Source organism: Virgibacillus kekensis, from assembly GCF_042654125.1.
Taxonomy (GTDB): Bacteria; Bacillota; Bacilli; order Bacillales; family Amphibacillaceae; genus Lentibacillus; species Lentibacillus kekensis.
On the sequence record NZ_JBHSFU010000003.1, the window covers coordinates 308,292 to 324,301 of the forward strand.

Sequence of the window (16,010 nt, forward strand, 5' to 3'; positions counted from 1 at the left end):
CAGGAGAAATCCTGCTTTTTTTATACTATCAAAAATTTATAAGATTCTAAGGAAGATAATATATAAGAATAGAATCAAGCAACCATGACACTCACAATAAAAAAGTTGTGTTTGCTGAATTTCTTACTCTCATTTATACATAAAATTTACATTTACGTTTATTAACTATAAAATGGGTGTTAGAATGTGGTTGAAAGGAGTAGTAAAGCTAATGACAGAAGAAAAAAGAGAGTTCTCCACAGAAATAGCCGGTAATAAATTTACCGTTGAAACCGGAGAACTGGCAAAACAAGCAAATGGAGCATGTATGATACGTTACGGCGATACAGCAGTTCTATCCGTAGCAACAGCATCTAAGGAACCAAAAGATTTACCGTTTTTCCCATTAACTGTTAACTATGAAGAACGACTATATGCGGTGGGTAAAATTCCGGGTGGATTCATTAAACGGGAAGGCCGTCCAAGTGAAAAGGCAACACTTACTTCACGTCTTATCGACCGTCCGATACGACCGCTGTTCCCTGATGGCTTCCGAAATGAAGTTCAGGTAATCAGTACGGTTATGAGTGTTGATCAGAACTGTTCTTCAGAGATTGCAGCGATGATTGGATCTTCCATCGCTCTCAGTATTTCCGATATTCCTTTTTCCGAGCCGATTGCCGGAGTGGATGTAGGTAGAGTTGATGGCGAATTTGTCATCAATCCCACAATTGAACAGCAGGAGAAAAGTGATATCCAACTGACAGTTGCCGGCACAAAGGACGCTGTAAACATGGTGGAAGCAGGCGCTGACGAAGTTCCTGAAGAAATTATGCTCGAAGCGATCATGTTCGGACATAAAGAAATAATTCGCCTAATCGAATTTCAGGAGGAGATTATAAAGGCTGTAGGTGTTGAAAAAGCCGATGTAACCCTTCTTGAGGTTGACGAAGAAATCTCTGTCAAGGTTCAGCGTGAGGCATATGAGAAAATCGACTCGGCGATCCGGGTAGAGGAGAAGCATGCCAGAGAAGACGCAATCAGCAAGGCTAAGGATGAAGTACTAGCTGCTTATGAAGATGAAGATGATGAGGTAATTAAACACGTCAAAGCCACGCTTGATAAAATGGTAAAAGACGGAGTCCGTCAATTAATCACGAAGGAAAAAATCCGTCCTGATGGCAGAAAAGCGGATGAGATTCGCCCACTTTCTTCAAAAGTAGGAATTCTGCCTCGTACACACGGTTCCGGGCTGTTCACACGTGGACAAACCCAAGCTCTCAGTGTCTGTACGCTTGGCGCACTTGGAGATGTGCAAATACTGGACGGGCTAGGGCTGGAAGAGTCTAAGCGGTTTATGCATCACTATAATTTCCCGCAATATAGCGTAGGGGAGACTGGACCAATTAGAGGACCTGGTCGTCGTGAAATTGGTCACGGGGCTTTGGGTGAACGTGCGCTTGAAAAAGTGGTACCATCCGATAAAGATTTCCCTTATACAATTCGTCTTGTGTCCGAAGTGCTTGAGTCAAATGGCTCTACCTCACAGGCAAGTATCTGTGCCAGCACACTTGCAATGATGGACGCGGGTGTTCCAATCAAGTCACCAGTAGCAGGGATTGCCATGGGACTTGTTAAATCAGGAGAAGATTATACAATTTTAACCGACATCCAAGGTATGGAGGATGCGCTCGGTGATATGGACTTTAAAGTTGCAGGTACAGAACAAGGCGTTACAGCGCTTCAAATGGATATTAAAATTGCCGGACTTTCCAAAGAGATCCTGGAAGAAGCACTGACCCAGGCGAAGAAAGGCCGTATGCAGATCCTGGATTCTATGCTTGCTACAATTGAAGAGCCAAAATCCGAGTTATCAGAGTATGCACCAAAAATCCTGACTATGAATATTAATCCTGATAAAATCAGATCAGTAATTGGTCCAAGTGGTAAACAGATTAACCAAATTATTGATGAGACAGGTGTTAAAATTGATATTGAGCAGGATGGCAGTGTATTTATCTCATCAACCGATGCTGTTATGAATGAGAAGGCCAAACAGATTATTGAAGACTTGGTACGTGAAGTCGAAGTTGGCCAGGTGTATATGGGTACTGTAAAACGCATCGAAAAATTTGGCGCATTTGTAGAGATCTTCAAAGGTAAAGATGGTCTGGTTCATATTTCTGAGCTTGCCGAAGAGCGGACCAACAAAGTTGAGGACGCTGTCTCAATTGGTGATGAAATACTGGTCAAAGTTAAAGAAATTGATAACCAGGGGCGTGTCAATCTTTCAAGGAAAGCTGTTCTAAAGGAGCAGAGAGAGAAAAACGAAAAAGCAAAATCATAAGTGTTTAAAACAAGAAGCTGGAATCCCAGTTTCTTTTTTAATGGCAAAATTTCTATATGCCTATAAGCGGCATATCTTGTCCCTCCTTTTCATAACAATTATTGAGGGGGGATACTGATGTATCGTTATCGTTCATTGGTTAATATTTTTTTATTCATGCTTATTGTGATGGCCGCATTTGGGGATAATTACAATCCTTTTAAAATAAATGATGTCCGAATGTTTTCGCAGACGGTGAATGACGCAGTTAAAACGGCAGATCCACTTTATGAGGAAATAAAGGAAAAGAGTAGGGAATACTATGAACCTCCACAAAATGCAGTAATAGATGAAGTATGGAAGAAAATGCCAGGGCTTAATGGGGTCAAAGTTAATGTTGATAAATCCTATAAGCAGATGAAAAAGCAAGGGAAGTTCAATGAATCCCTACTTGTATTTGATCAGATAACCCCTGAAGTTTCGCTTAACGATTTACCAGCGGCACCGATTTACCGCGGTCACCCTGACAAACGTATGGTTACATTATTAATTAATGTTTCATGGGGATCCGAATACATACCACCAATACTCAAGACTCTGAAAGACCATAAGATTAAGGCTGCGTTCTTTATCGAGGGGAAATGGGCGAAAGAAAACCCTGACTATGTGGAGATGATCCACGAGCAGGGCCACATTATAGGTAATCACGCGTATAACCATCCGGATATGGCGCGGCTCTCCCAACAGCAGGCTGCAGAACAGATTCAGCAGACCAATGATGTTATTGCTGCGATTATCGATAAAAAACCGGAATGGTTCGCTCCGCCAAGCGGTAGTTTTAACGGTGGAACAGTGAAAGCCGCCCACCAAATGAATATGCAGACTGTTCTGTGGACTGTAGATACGATTGATTGGAAGAATCCGACAGTTTCTGTTATGATGAACCGAGTAATGAACAATATCCACCCAGGGGCGACTATTTTAATGCACCCTACAGCTTCTATTGCTCAAGGTTTGGGTCCGCTAATCAAAGAAATTAAAGAAAATAATTATCGTATTGGCACTATCAGTACCCTATTGAGCGAAGAGCGCTAACAGATTATATTTAAGAAGCAGTAGTCAGTAGGAGGAATAGTATGGTTGAAAAGTATACTAGCAGGAATGGACTTCGAATCGTCCTTGAAAATATCCCTTCTGTTCGATCCGTTACGATCGGAATTTGGGTTCTCACAGGTTCACGAAATGAAATAAAACAGGAAAACGGGATTTCCCACTTCCTGGAACATATGTTTTTTAAAGGTACTAAAACACGTTCCGCTCAGGATATCGCTGAAGCCTTTGATTCAATAGGCGGACAGGTTAATGCCTTCACCTCAAAGGAATACACTTGTTTTTATGCCAAAGTTATTGATACCCATAAAGAATATGCACTAGAGATTCTGGCAGACATGTTCTTTAATTCTTCCTTTGATGAGGAGGAGATGGAGCGGGAGAAAAAAGTAGTTCTAGAAGAGATTAAAATGTATGAAGATACTCCGGACGATATTGTCCATGATATCCTGGCGAGAGCATCATACGGAGACCATCCGCTTGGTTATCCAATTCTTGGTACCGAAGAACAGTTGCTGTCGTTTAAACCAGAAACATTACGGGATTATATGAAAGAGCGGTATACCCCTGAAAATGTGGTTGTGTCAGTGGCGGGAAATGTGGAGGAAACGTTTATTAATGATGTCGATACCTACTTTGGAAACTTCAGCTCCGATGTAAAACGTGCAGAACTGGTTAAACCACAGTTTATAGCTGACACAATTGAGCGGAATAAAGATACAGAGCAGGCCCATCTCTGCCTTGGATATAACGGGCTTCCTGTAGGAGACGATAATATCTTCAGCCTCGTAATCATGAACAATGTTCTGGGAGGCAGTATGAGTTCCCGGCTGTTTCAGGAAGTACGAGAAAAACAGGGTCTGGCGTATGCAGTGTTCTCCTATCATTCGTCATTCCAGGATAATGGGCTACTGACCATTTATGCGGGAACAGGCAATGAACAACTTCCTAAACTTCAGCATACGATTGATCAAACCGTTGAGAAATTGATAAAAGATGGTTTAACTGATAAAGAACTAAAAAATAGTAAGGAACAGTTAAAGGGCGGTCTAATGCTCAGTCTCGAAAGTACCAACAGCCGTATGAGTCGAAATGGGAAAAATGAACTGTTGTTGAACAGACATCGAACGCTAGATGAAATGATTGAAGAAATTGATGCGGTCAATCATAGTAAAATACAGCAGGTTATTGAATCAGTATTCGACAACTCTTCATCAAGTGCATTGATTGCACCAAAAACTACTAGTTGAGCATACTTGCCCCGCTTGCTCATATATATATAATATGTACAGCAGGTTTACGGAGGGGATGAAATGCGCTATAAAGACATCAGTGGTAAAGAAATAGTTAATGTCAATCACGGCTCGCGGCTTGGAATACTGGGACAGACGGATTTGGAAATTAACGAAAGAACTGGTCAGATAGAAGCTTTTATCATTCCTAATTACAAATGGTTCGGCCTCAAAAAAGAAGGTGCTGAAACCAAAATCAGATGGAACTCCATAAGGAAGATAGGCGAAGACATGATCATGGTCGAACTGGATTAGAATATTACCTTATGAAGGCTGGTGTATCAATAGATACCAGCCTTTTTTGTATGTTTTTATACACGGAGTAATCACTAACAGGTGATATGCACATAAGCTAATAAAGAATAAAACAGAGTAAGAGTATGTCTGGAGGGGTTTTTCAATAATGAGTCAACTGATCGCAGTAATTGGCGGAGATGCACGGTACCTGGAATTGATACGTCAGTTGCAGACACTGCCTGATACTACTATCTTTCTTGTTGGTTTTGACAAATTGGAACAAGGCTTTACCGGTTTGAAGCAAGTTGATTTTAACGAGCTTGAGCAGGATAAATTGGATGCGGTAATTCTCCCCATAACGGGTACAGACAACGTTGGTTTTGTCGATACCGTTTTTTCTGATCAGGAAATCCAATTGACAGAACAATGGTTTGAATCCTTAAATAAGCATGCAATTGTATTTACTGGTATTACGAATGACTATCTTACTAATGTAACAAGCGAACAGAATATAACACTAGTTCCCTTATTTAATCGTGATGATGTAGCAATATATAACTCAATTCCGACAGCTGAGGGAACTATTATGATGGCTATTGAACATACGGATTACACTATTCATTCATCAAGGGTAATCGTTGTTGGTTTCGGAAGAGTAGGGAATACAGTGGCCAATAAATTTTCAGCCTTGGGCGCCAAGGTTTCGGTGTGTGCCAGAAGTATTATGGACCTTGCCAGGATTACCGAAATGGGGCTGACTGCAATACCACTCGATGAATTGCATAAGCATACCAGTTCGTGCGATTTAGTGATAAATACGATACCAGCACAGGTTGTTACCAAGGAATCCATCCAGCATTTACCCTCCCATGCATTAATTATTGATCTTGCATCCAAACCTGGAGGGACAGATTTTGAATACGCTGAACAGAGGGGAATTAAAGCAATCCTGGCACGGAGCCTTCCGGGAATCGTTGCTCCGAAAACAGCCGGCAAGATATTGGCTGATGTGATTAAACAGATTTTACCTGAAGGGGAGGAGACAAAATAATGTCAGTTAATGGAAAGCGAATTGGTTTTGGTTTTACTGCTTCACATTGTACTTATGACCAGGTTTTTCCGGAGCTGGAGCGATTGGTGGAAGCAGGAGCAGATGTGATACCGATTGTTACGTATACCGTCCGTACGACAGACACAAAGTTCGGAAAAGCAGCAGACCACGTTGCCAAAATTGAGTCTATTACCGGAAAAAAAGTAATTACAACTATGCCGGAAGCTGAACCCTTGGGTCCTATAACGCCGCTGGATTGTATGGTGATCGCTCCGCTTACAGGAAATTCAATGAGTAAGATGGCAAATGCGCTCACTGATTCTCCGGTCTTAATGGCTGCAAAAGCCACAATGCGAAACCAGAAACCGGTCGTACTGGGAATTTCAACCAATGATGCACTTGGACTTAATGGAGTTAATCTAATGCGATTAATGGCGAGTAAGTATATTTATTTTATCCCTTACGGACAGGATGATCCGTATAAAAAACCCAACTCACTGGTTGCTGATATGAGTCAATTACAGGATACGGTAATCGCCGCTATGGAAAACAAACAACTTCAGCCTGTTATTATTCCACATGGATATGATAAAATAAATTGAATCTAACATAGTGAGGTGTCATGAGAATGACTAGCAAAACAGCATATAATGTAGCAGTAGTAGGAGCAACTGGTGCAGTAGGCCAAAAAATCATGGAAATACTAGAGAAAAAGGACCTGCCGATAAATGAATTAAAACTTTTATCATCCAAACGTTCAGCTGGAAGTAAGCTGACATTCAAAAATAAAGAAATAATCGTTGAAGAAGCTGTCCCTGAAAGTTTTTCGGGGATTGATATCGCATTATTCTCAGCGGGTGGTTCTGTTTCGAAAAAGCTTGCCCCAGAGGCAGTTAAACATGGCGCAGTGGTGGTTGATAACACAAGTGCATTCCGAATGGACGAAAATGTCCCATTGGTTGTACCTGAGGTTAATGAATCAGATATTAAATCACATAACGGAATAATCGCGAACCCAAACTGTTCAACCATTCAGATGGTAGCTGCGTTAAAGCCAATTCAGGATGCTTATGGTTTAAGTCGTGTAATCGTCTCCACTTACCAGGCAGTTTCTGGAGCTGGCAACCAGGCTTCTGAAGAACTTGAAAAACAGACTGAACAATACCTGAATGGTGAAGAAATGACCGCTGAAATATTGCCTGTCAAAGGTGACAAGAAACACACACCTATAGCGTTTAATGCACTTCCACAGATAGATGTATTCCAGGATAACGGGTATACATTTGAAGAAATGAAAATGATCAATGAAACAAAGAAGATTATGCATCTGCCGGAACTACCTGTGGCAGCTACTTGTGTAAGACTTCCATTCTTTACATCTCATGCGGAAAGCGTATATGTTGACGTTGAAAAAGATGGTTTAACTGTGAAGGATATATGGAAAGTGTTAGAGGAAGCGGATGGAGTCATTCTTGAAGATGATCCGGCTACACAGACTTATCCAACACCGTTGAGCGCTTCTGATAAAGAGGAAGTTTTCGTTGGCCGGGTAAGAAAAGACCCTGACCTTGATAAAGGTTTTCATTTGTGGGTTGTATCCGATAACCTTGTTAAAGGAGCAGCATGGAATACTATTCAAATTGCAGAACGACTAATTAAAAATAACTGGTTTTAAGTATTGAGGTGAAACAATGCAGATATTGGTTCAAAAGTTTGGGGGAACGTCCGTCCAAAATGAAGAGAGCAGGGATCATGTGATCCGGCATGTGAAAAGAGCATTAGTGGAAGACCATAAATTAGTTGTAGTGGTATCTGCATTAGGACGGAAGCCGGATCCATATGCAACAGATTCGCTGTTGGAGATGATCGGGTTCCCTCAAAATTATAATTCCAACCGTGAACTCGATCTTTTAATGTCATGCGGTGAAACGATTGCTTCTGTAGTGTTGTCAAATGAGCTCCAAAAGAATCATATAAGCGCCACCGCTCTTACAGGAGCTCAAGCTGGCTTCATTACGAATGAAGAATATAACCGGGCAAAAATAAAAGAAGTTAATCCTGAACGTATTCTCCATGAGTTTGAGCAGCATGACGTTGTCGTTGTTGCCGGCTTTCAGGGACAAACAGCAACAGGTGAAATAACTACCATTGGACGTGGCGGCAGTGATACTACTGCAGCAGCTCTGGGTGCGGCATTACAGGCTGAAAGGGTAGAAATATTCACGGATGTTAGTGGAATTATGACTGCCGATCCAAGAGTTGTATCTTCCGCAAGACCACTTGATGTTGTGACATACACCGAGATATGCAACCTGGCATACCAGGGCGCCAAAGTAGTTCATCCACGTGCAGTGGAAATCGCTATGCAGGCTAAAATACCAATGCGGGTAAGGTCAACGTATTTGGAAGATGAAGGGACACTTGTAACAGCCACAAGGGGTCTGGAAGCTGGGATGGATATAACCGATCGGCTAATTACCGGAATAGCGCATATTTCTTCAATCACACAAATAAGAGTACAGACGAAGGACGAGACCCATCGCTTGCAATCCGAGGTTTTTAAAGCAATGGCGGAATCCGGAATCTCTGTTGATTTTATTAATATTTCTCCGACTGGAGTAATATATACCGTTCCAGATTCTTTTACAGAAAAAGCTATTCACATCCTGGAAACCCTAGGATTCAAACCGGAAATCACCAGGAACTGTGCAAAGGTATCCGCAGTTGGTGCAGGTATGACAGGAGTTCCAGGCGTTGCATCCAGGATTGTCCAGTCGCTTACCAATGCTGGTGTGCAAATCTTGCAGTCTGCTGACAGCCATACGACCATTTGGGTATTGATTCATGAGAAGGATTTAAATACTGCTGTCAACGCTTTGCACGATGTGTTCGAATTAAGCGGTGCAAGCGAAAAGCTGGTATAGTTAGTACGGGTATTATACGCTAAGTTGTGCATCGCTCTTTTTTAAGGCTTATCGGAGAGAGACTATAAATAGAAAGGTGTCGTAATATGAATTTTGGCAGAATCCTGACCGCGATGGTCACCCCATTCGGTGATAACGGGAAAATTGACTTCGAAAAAACCACAGAACTAATTGAACACTTACTGAAAAACGGTACCGAAGGGTTGGTTGTAGCAGGAACCACAGGTGAATCGCCGACACTTTCAACAGACGAGAAAGTTGATCTTATGAAGCACGTCGTAAAGACTGTGAACAACCGAGTTCCTGTAATTGCTGGAACGGGTAGTAATAATACAGCAGCATCAATTCATCTCACCAAAGAGGCGGAAGCCTGTGGGGTGGATGCCGTGATGCTTGTTGCTCCATACTACAACAAGCCCAACCAGAAGGGACTGTATGAACATTTTGCTGCAATAGCCGCTGAAACCAAACTTCCAGTAATGCTTTATAATATACCGGGCCGGTCTGTAGTTAAGATGACTGCTGACACAATCATTGCATTAAGCAATATTGAAAACATAGTATCGGTTAAGGAAGCGACAGGAGATTTTGACCAGGCATCAGAAATCATTGAAAAAACTAGTGATGATTTCAGTGTTTATTGCGGAGACGACGGACTGACATTGCCGCTTCTATCTGTAGGAGCAGACGGTGTTGTATCAGTTGCGTCCCATGTAATCGGAAATGAAATGCAGAGAATGGTGAAAGCATTTGAGGATGGAAACGTTAAAGAAGCAGCGAGGCTCCACCGGAAGTTGCTTCCCGTAATGAACGGCTTGTTTGCGGCTCCATCACCTTCTCCTGTTAAGGCTGCTTTAAATATGAAAGATATTGAAGTTGGCGGGGTACGACTTCCATTAATCCCACTTACTAACGATGAGAAACATACATTAAAAGGACTACTCAACATTTGATAAAATAACCGGCATTATTGCCGGTTATTTTTTTGCATGACTGGCCCCCATTTCGTTCATACTAATTTTATACGTACGTTCGAAAGGGAGTGCTCTATATGGAAAAAAACCCATCAAAACAAGATGATCAAAATCAATCAAACCCATCCTCATTAGTACAAAAAATCCAGCAACTGGGCCAGTCAAACGTCCCACAAGCGCCGGACTCGAATATTCATGTCTTGTCCATAATTGGTCAGGTTGAAGGGCATGTTCAGCTACCGCCTCAAAACAAAACCACGAAATATGAACATTTGCTGCCACAGTTGATTGCAATTGAGCAAAACCCTAAAATAGAGGGCCTGGTTGTTCTGTTGAACACTGTCGGCGGGGATGTTGAGGCAGGTCTTGCATTATCTGAAATGATTGCCTCGATTTCTAAACCAACCGTCTCCATTGTGCTTGGCGGCGGACATTCGATTGGTGTTCCGATTGCTGTAGGAACCAATTATTCATTCATTGTACCGACTGCTACCATGACAATTCATCCGATTCGATTAACCGGATTGGTTATTGGGGTTCCTCAAACATTTGAATATCTTGATAAAATGCAAGAACGAGTAATTAATTTTGTGATAAATCACTCCAATATTACAGAGGAAAAATTCAAAGAACTCATGTTTGCAAAAGGAAACTTGACCAGGGATATAGGGACAAATGTCATTGGACAGGATGCAGTTGAATACGGTCTGATAGATGAAGTTGGCGGTGTCCAAGATGCTATGAAAAAAGTTAACGAGCTGATAAAGATGAATAAAGGTCCGGAAGATCAGGTGGTCCAATGATTTTATATACACCTTTGTCGCCAAACGATATTTTTCCAAGCGAGGAAAAAGATTTTAACAATCGCCAATGTGTAAATTATAATGGAAAACAATTGTATGTGGAACAGACTGAGGACGGGGGATATCGGTTACTCCAGCTGCTTTCCACTGACCCCCAAGACTTTATGAACAGTGACTACAACCCGGGAACTATTTTAAAGGATTAATACACCATGTCCGGAAAACTATGCTATAATAGAACCGATGTTTGCAGTTGAAACCCTTGCCCTACGTACGGCAAGGGTTTACTGGTCTTATTTGAAGTATATTTTTCTACAAGATTGCCTGAATTAATAGAGGTGTTGTGACATGGCAAAAAAGAGACGAAAGAAGAAAAATCAGTTAAAAAAACAAGTTAAGTATGAATTATTGGGATTGCTTTTTATATTCCTCGCAATATTTGGCAGTGGTGCAAGCGCTATTAGTGATGGAGCTATACCTGGTGGTCTTGAATACATATTCAGATTTCTGCTGGGTATCTGGTATTTTGTAGCCTCCATCTTTCTTTTGGTCACAGGTGTTACGCTTATGGTTAAACGGCGATATCCGCATTTTGCCCATAAAAGACTGATAGGGTTTTATATTATCTTCACGGGAATCCTGCTATTAACGCACATACAGACATTTGAAGGAATGTTGCTGGAGTCTGAAAATGCATCGATTATTAAGGCAACGTGGATGAACTTTTTTGCATTTGTGGATGGAACAGCAGGTGCCGGAGATATCGGCGGAGGTATGGTTGGAGCATTCCTCTTCGCATTTTGTTATTTTCTGTTTTCATCAGTAGGGGCGAAAATTGTATCTGTTTTTACTATTTTAGTAGGGTTTATTTTCATATCCGAATTTTCCCTAGGTGACTTTTTTGCAAAATGGACAAAGCGTGTATCCGGATCGGGCAAAAAACTTAAAGAGCGTTTTCTCCACAGACGCACTACTAAAAAGGCGAGCAAAGATGTTGAGGTATATGAGACAGATTCGGGAAATGAGGCAGAAACAGAAGTTGCAGAACCTGTCATTGAAGATTTTGCCGATGTGACCTATTCGTTTGACCAACAAGAAAAGGCAAAAGCAACCGACAAGCCTGAAACTAAGGAGGAGACATCCATACCGGATGAAATTCTTGAGCCGGAAAATGAAGCTCCTCTGCCTATGACCGAACCGGAAAACTATGAATATGAACTTCCACCGGTTAGCCTGCTGGCAGAACCCTCCCAGAACTCGCAGCAACAAGAAAAATCACAAATTCAAGCAACCGTAAGAAAGCTTGAACGGACTTTCAACAGTTTTGGGGTAAAAGCTAAAGTTACAAAAGTACACGTGGGACCTGCGGTAACTAAATACGAAGTTTATCCCGAAGCAGGTGTAAAAGTCAGTAAAATCGTTAATCTTCATGACGATTTGGCTCTTGCGCTTGCTGCGAAAGACATTCGTATTGAGGCACCGATACCCGGAAAGTCAGCAGTCGGGATAGAAGTTCCTAATAAAGAAGTTGCGATGGTTTCTCTCCGCGAAGTACTTGATAACACATTGAGCAGACAAACTTCCAAACTTCTCTTCGCCCTCGGCCGGGACATTTCGGGAGAAGCTGTAGTTTCCGAGCTTAATAAAATGCCGCATCTGCTCATTGCAGGTGCGACCGGTAGTGGTAAAAGTGTCTGTGTAAACGGAATTATTACTACTATTCTAATGCGGACTAAGCCACATGAAGTTAAAATGATGATGATAGATCCTAAAAAAGTAGAGTTAAATGTTTATAATGGGATACCTCATTTGCTAGCTCCCGTTGTGACGGATCCAAAAAAAGCATCCAGGGCGCTGAAAAAGGTAGTTTCAGAAATGGAACGAAGATACGAGTTATTTTCCGATACGGGAACCAGAAACATCGAAGGTTACAATGAATATATCCGTCGTTATAATCAAACGTCGGAAGATAAACAGCCGAACCTTCCGTATATTGTCGTGCTCGTTGATGAGTTGGCTGATCTTATGATGGTTGCTTCTAACGATGTTGAGGATGCCATTACACGTCTGGCGCAAATGGCACGTGCTGCCGGTATTCATCTTATCATCGCCACACAGCGCCCATCTGTTGACGTAATCACAGGAGTTATTAAGGCAAACATCCCATCACGAATTGCCTTTAGTGTATCCTCCCAGACAGATTCAAGAACAATTCTTGACTCTGGCGGTGCAGAGAAGTTGCTTGGGCGCGGTGATATGCTGTTTATGCCAGTTGGATCTTCCAAGCCAACCCGTGTACAGGGTGCGTTTCTCTCCGACGAAGAAGTGGAACGTATTGTTGATCACTGTATTGAGCAACAGAAAGCTTCTTATCAAGAAGAAATGATTCCAGAAGAAACCAGTGAGGTTACCCAGGAAGTAGATGATGAATTATTTGATGATGCAGTGCAGATGATTACAGAAATGCAAAGTGCAAGTGTATCGATGCTGCAACGGAGGTTCCGGATCGGATATACCAGAGCCGCCCGCTTGATAGATGCCATGGAAGACCGGGGGATCGTGGGGCCATATGAGGGAAGTAAACCAAGGACAGTGTTAGTTTCACAAACCGACGAGGAACGTACTTCTTAAAATTAAGAGGTTTTATCATATTAACTATAAACTGTGGTGTATCGCTGTTTTTGCGATACATGAATGACTGCGATGTAACAGCGAAGCTTCCCCCCGGAAATATATTACGCTTTCCGCGGGCGACCAGCGAGCCTCCTATGAGACAGCGATCCTTAGAGACCCCACAGTGAACGGTCTTGGCGAGCGAGGAGGCTCGTGGTGAGCCCATCTGCAAAGGAGACACTACAAAAGCGAACAGCGTAACCTTGAATAGATGTCGCACTTGCCCCCGGAGTGATGAAAGCGAGTATATTCCAGTTGCGTGGTCATAAAGCCAAATTAATTCTGATTAGCATTTACATTAACTGCGGGGGTTAAAGAGCAACCAAAATTTATAAAAAGTTCCTAAATAAAAAAGCGGACCGTATTCTTGTTATTGGAATACGGTCCGCTTTTTTGACAGGTAAGGATGTTATTTTACCCGTTTAAAATAAAACGGTGACATTCGCCACAGATGCTTGTCGAAACCCGGGTTTTCTAATGTTATAATGACGGATGGAGAAGAATAAACGTGTATTTTTTAAGTTAATTGTCCTATAACTATTTATTTATTTTTGTAAAAGTGTTATATTTATGTCGGACAAAAGAGTCATACGTCAGAGGTCAGATCTCTTCTTGTTACAAGGTACGCGTAAAGGGGGGCCATCTTGTCGATAAAAATTGATTCACGGCATTTATATCTTCAGGTTATCGATGAAATTAAGCGCGAAATTCAAAATGGAACGTTCAAAGCAAAGCAGAAACTTCCTTCTGAATTTCAACTTGCAAAGAAGCTGGGTGTTTCACGGGCCACATTAAGGGAAGCGTTACGGATCCTGGAGGAAGAAAATATTGTGACACGTAGGCATGGGGTTGGAACTTTTGTCAATCCAAAGCCGATTTTTTCTTCCGGTATAGAACAGCTGAACAGTGTTACATACATGATTGAACAATCCGGTAAACAACCGGGTTCTCAGTTCTTATCCACCGAAATTTTGGAACCTACTGAGGATGAAAAGGACAAGTTTGCACCTTTTAGCATTAGTTCTCTCGCAAAAGTGGAACGGGTTAGAACGGCTGATGATGTCCCGGTTGTATTCTGTATCGACAAAGTTCCTGATAATATGCTCCCGCTAGACCGCATCCATCAGGAAGACTCACTGTTTAAGCTGCTGGAAGAGTATTCGGGGAAAAGGATTTCATATGCAGTTACATATATTGAACCAGTCAGTTATCACAGTCGAATCTATGAAATTCTGAAATGTAACCCGGAACAGTCATTATTGCTTTTGAAGCAAATGCATTATACAAATGATGATGAACCGGTACTTTATTCTGCAAACTTCTTCCGTTCTGATATATTCAGCTTCCACGTTTTACGGAAACGTTTGTAAGGGATTTCATTTAAGGAGGTGGTCGCAGGCATTTTGAAGTGTGTGACTTTTTTGGACCAACCATCATCAAATCATAATAGGGGGTTTTCGGACTTGAAGAATCGTAAGTTTATACTTATTGCATTGTTGTTCAGTATTGGTATGATCCTTGCTGCATGTGGCGGCGGATCTGGAAATGAAGAAGGCGGTAATGGAAATTCCGGGAATGAAGAAGGCGGCAACGCAAGTGAATCATCAGATTTCTCAGCAGCAATGGTAACAGACGTAGGTGGGGTGGATGATAAATCATTCAACCAATCAGCATGGGAAGGTCTTAAAGCATGGGGCGAATCGCACAATATGTCCAAAGGGGAAGGATTTAACTACGCTCAGTCCAATGCAAAATCGGACTATCTTCCAAACTTAAACCGTCTGGTTAAACAGAATTATAATCTGATTTTTGGTATCGGTTACAAATTGCATGATGCTATTGATAAAGTAGCGGACCAGTATCCGGATACAAAATTTGCGATCGTCGATGACGTTGTTGAAAAGCCAAATGTTGCAAGCATCACTTTTAAAGAGCACCAGGGATCATTCCTTGTAGGTGTTGCAGCAGCGATGAAAACGGAAACAAACAAAGTTGGATTTGTGGGAGGTACTGACTCTCCATTGATCAACAAGTTCGAAGCAGGTTTCGAAGCAGGTGTTAAGTCTGTAAACCCTGATATTGAAGTAATGATTCAGTATGCTGAGTCCTTCGCAGCTGCTGATAAAGGTAAGCAAATTGCTTCTTATATGTATAGTAACGATGCGGATGTTATCTACCATGCTTCAGGTGCTACTGGTAATGGTGTGTTTGCGCAGGCAAAAGATATCAAGAAGAATAACCCTGAACGTTCTATCTGGGTTATCGGTGTAGACCGCGACCAGCATGAAGAAGGACAAATCGGTGACCACAATGTAACGCTTACTTCCATGGTTAAACGTGTTGACGTTGCAGTAGAGGACGTAGCTAATCAGGCAATGGAAGGTGAATTCCCTGGTGGAGAAGTATTGGCATATGGTCTAGAAGACGGCGGTGTCAGTGTTGCTAAAACAAACGAAGAAGCGCTTACTGATGAGATCGTTAAAGAAATTGAAAGCTGGAAAGAAAAAATCATCAATGAAGATGTAAAAGTCCCTCAGACACGCGAAGAAGCAGAAGAGTACGTTAACGGATTGTAAGGGATATGAAAAAGGCTGGATATCCAGCCTTTTTCACCTTAATAATGACCTTTGATAATCATCAA

14 protein-coding genes are annotated in these 16,010 nt (G+C 41.9%); all 14 read left to right on the forward strand.

The window, feature by feature from the left end; all coding sequences use genetic code 11:
* Positions 1–211 precede the first annotated feature (211 nt).
* A complete protein-coding gene (gene pnp, locus ACFO3D_RS02945; protein WP_390293106.1) occupies positions 212–2,326 on the forward strand; it encodes a polyribonucleotide nucleotidyltransferase in 2,115 nt (704 codons plus the stop codon).
* Between the two features lie 117 nt (positions 2,327–2,443).
* Entirely contained in the window at positions 2,444–3,400 is a 957-nt protein-coding gene (locus ACFO3D_RS02950) for a polysaccharide deacetylase family protein (RefSeq protein WP_390293107.1), read from the forward strand.
* 41 nt (positions 3,401–3,441) lie between these two features.
* A complete protein-coding gene (locus ACFO3D_RS02955) occupies positions 3,442–4,665 on the forward strand; it encodes a M16 family metallopeptidase (protein WP_390293108.1) in 1,224 nt (407 codons plus the stop codon).
* Positions 4,666–4,728: 63 nt separating this feature from the next.
* Complete coding sequence (locus tag ACFO3D_RS02960) at positions 4,729–4,962, forward strand: YlmC/YmxH family sporulation protein (RefSeq protein ID WP_390293109.1); 234 nt, start codon at positions 4,729–4,731, stop codon at positions 4,960–4,962.
* A gap of 148 nt (positions 4,963–5,110) precedes the next feature.
* A complete protein-coding gene (dpaA, locus tag ACFO3D_RS02965) occupies positions 5,111–5,995 on the forward strand; it encodes a dipicolinic acid synthetase subunit A (RefSeq protein ID WP_390293110.1) in 885 nt (294 codons plus the stop codon).
* Positions 5,995–6,597, forward strand: a complete 603-nt coding sequence (gene dpaB, locus ACFO3D_RS02970) for a dipicolinate synthase subunit B (RefSeq protein ID WP_390293111.1) — start codon at positions 5,995–5,997, stop codon at positions 6,595–6,597. The genes dpaA and dpaB overlap by 1 nt, the downstream gene beginning before the upstream one ends.
* Before the next feature lie 26 nt (positions 6,598–6,623).
* Positions 6,624–7,670 (forward strand): aspartate-semialdehyde dehydrogenase, encoded by a 1,047-nt coding sequence (gene asd / locus ACFO3D_RS02975; RefSeq protein ID WP_390293113.1) that lies wholly within the window; start codon positions 6,624–6,626, stop codon positions 7,668–7,670.
* Positions 7,671–7,686: 16 nt separating this feature from the next.
* Positions 7,687–8,919 (forward strand): aspartate kinase, encoded by a 1,233-nt coding sequence (gene dapG, locus ACFO3D_RS02980; RefSeq protein WP_390293114.1) that lies wholly within the window; start codon positions 7,687–7,689, stop codon positions 8,917–8,919.
* 86 nt (positions 8,920–9,005) lie between these two features.
* On the forward strand, positions 9,006–9,872 hold the full coding sequence (gene dapA, locus ACFO3D_RS02985; RefSeq protein WP_390293115.1) for a 4-hydroxy-tetrahydrodipicolinate synthase: 867 nt from the start codon (positions 9,006–9,008) through the stop codon (positions 9,870–9,872).
* Positions 9,873–9,970: 98 nt separating this feature from the next.
* Positions 9,971–10,696 (forward strand): ClpP family protease, encoded by a 726-nt coding sequence (locus ACFO3D_RS02990; protein ID WP_390293116.1) that lies wholly within the window; start codon positions 9,971–9,973, stop codon positions 10,694–10,696.
* Positions 10,693–10,902 (forward strand): YlzJ-like family protein, encoded by a 210-nt coding sequence (locus ACFO3D_RS02995; RefSeq protein ID WP_390293117.1) that lies wholly within the window; start codon positions 10,693–10,695, stop codon positions 10,900–10,902. The genes ACFO3D_RS02990 and ACFO3D_RS02995 overlap by 4 nt, the downstream gene beginning before the upstream one ends.
* 142 nt (positions 10,903–11,044) lie before the next feature.
* On the forward strand, positions 11,045–13,327 hold the full coding sequence (locus tag ACFO3D_RS03000) for an FtsK/SpoIIIE family DNA translocase (protein WP_390293118.1): 2,283 nt from the start codon (positions 11,045–11,047) through the stop codon (positions 13,325–13,327).
* Between the two features lie 686 nt (positions 13,328–14,013).
* Positions 14,014–14,739: a GntR family transcriptional regulator gene (locus ACFO3D_RS03005; RefSeq protein ID WP_390293120.1), complete on the forward strand. Its 726-nt coding sequence runs from the start codon at positions 14,014–14,016 to the stop codon at positions 14,737–14,739.
* Between the two features lie 93 nt (positions 14,740–14,832).
* The gene (locus tag ACFO3D_RS03010; protein ID WP_390293121.1) at positions 14,833–15,945 is read left to right on the forward strand and encodes a BMP family lipoprotein; all 1,113 of its coding nucleotides are present in this window, start codon (positions 14,833–14,835) and stop codon (positions 15,943–15,945) included.
* Positions 15,946–16,010: the final 65 nt, after the last annotated feature.

Bases quoted from the DNA above. Each gene is read 5' to 3' on its own strand.
- asd (WP_390293113.1), top strand. From the start codon at position 6,624: ATGACTAGCAAAACAGCATATAATGTAGCAGTAGTAGGAGCAACTGGT.
- ACFO3D_RS02955 (WP_390293108.1), top strand. From the start codon at position 3,442: ATGGTTGAAAAGTATACTAGCAGGAATGGACTTCGAATCGTCCTTGAA.
- ACFO3D_RS02950 (WP_390293107.1), top strand. From the start codon at position 2,444: ATGTATCGTTATCGTTCATTGGTTAATATTTTTTTATTCATGCTTATT.
- dpaA (WP_390293110.1), top strand. From the start codon at position 5,111: ATGAGTCAACTGATCGCAGTAATTGGCGGAGATGCACGGTACCTGGAA.
- dapA (WP_390293115.1), top strand. From the start codon at position 9,006: ATGAATTTTGGCAGAATCCTGACCGCGATGGTCACCCCATTCGGTGAT.
- ACFO3D_RS02995 (WP_390293117.1), top strand. From the start codon at position 10,693: ATGATTTTATATACACCTTTGTCGCCAAACGATATTTTTCCAAGCGAG.
- ACFO3D_RS02990 (WP_390293116.1), top strand. From the start codon at position 9,971: ATGGAAAAAAACCCATCAAAACAAGATGATCAAAATCAATCAAACCCA.
- pnp (WP_390293106.1), top strand. From the start codon at position 212: ATGACAGAAGAAAAAAGAGAGTTCTCCACAGAAATAGCCGGTAATAAA.
- dpaB (WP_390293111.1), top strand. From the start codon at position 5,995: ATGTCAGTTAATGGAAAGCGAATTGGTTTTGGTTTTACTGCTTCACAT.
- ACFO3D_RS03000 (WP_390293118.1), top strand. From the start codon at position 11,045: ATGGCAAAAAAGAGACGAAAGAAGAAAAATCAGTTAAAAAAACAAGTT.
- dapG (WP_390293114.1), top strand. From the start codon at position 7,687: ATGCAGATATTGGTTCAAAAGTTTGGGGGAACGTCCGTCCAAAATGAA.
- ACFO3D_RS02960 (WP_390293109.1), top strand. From the start codon at position 4,729: ATGCGCTATAAAGACATCAGTGGTAAAGAAATAGTTAATGTCAATCAC.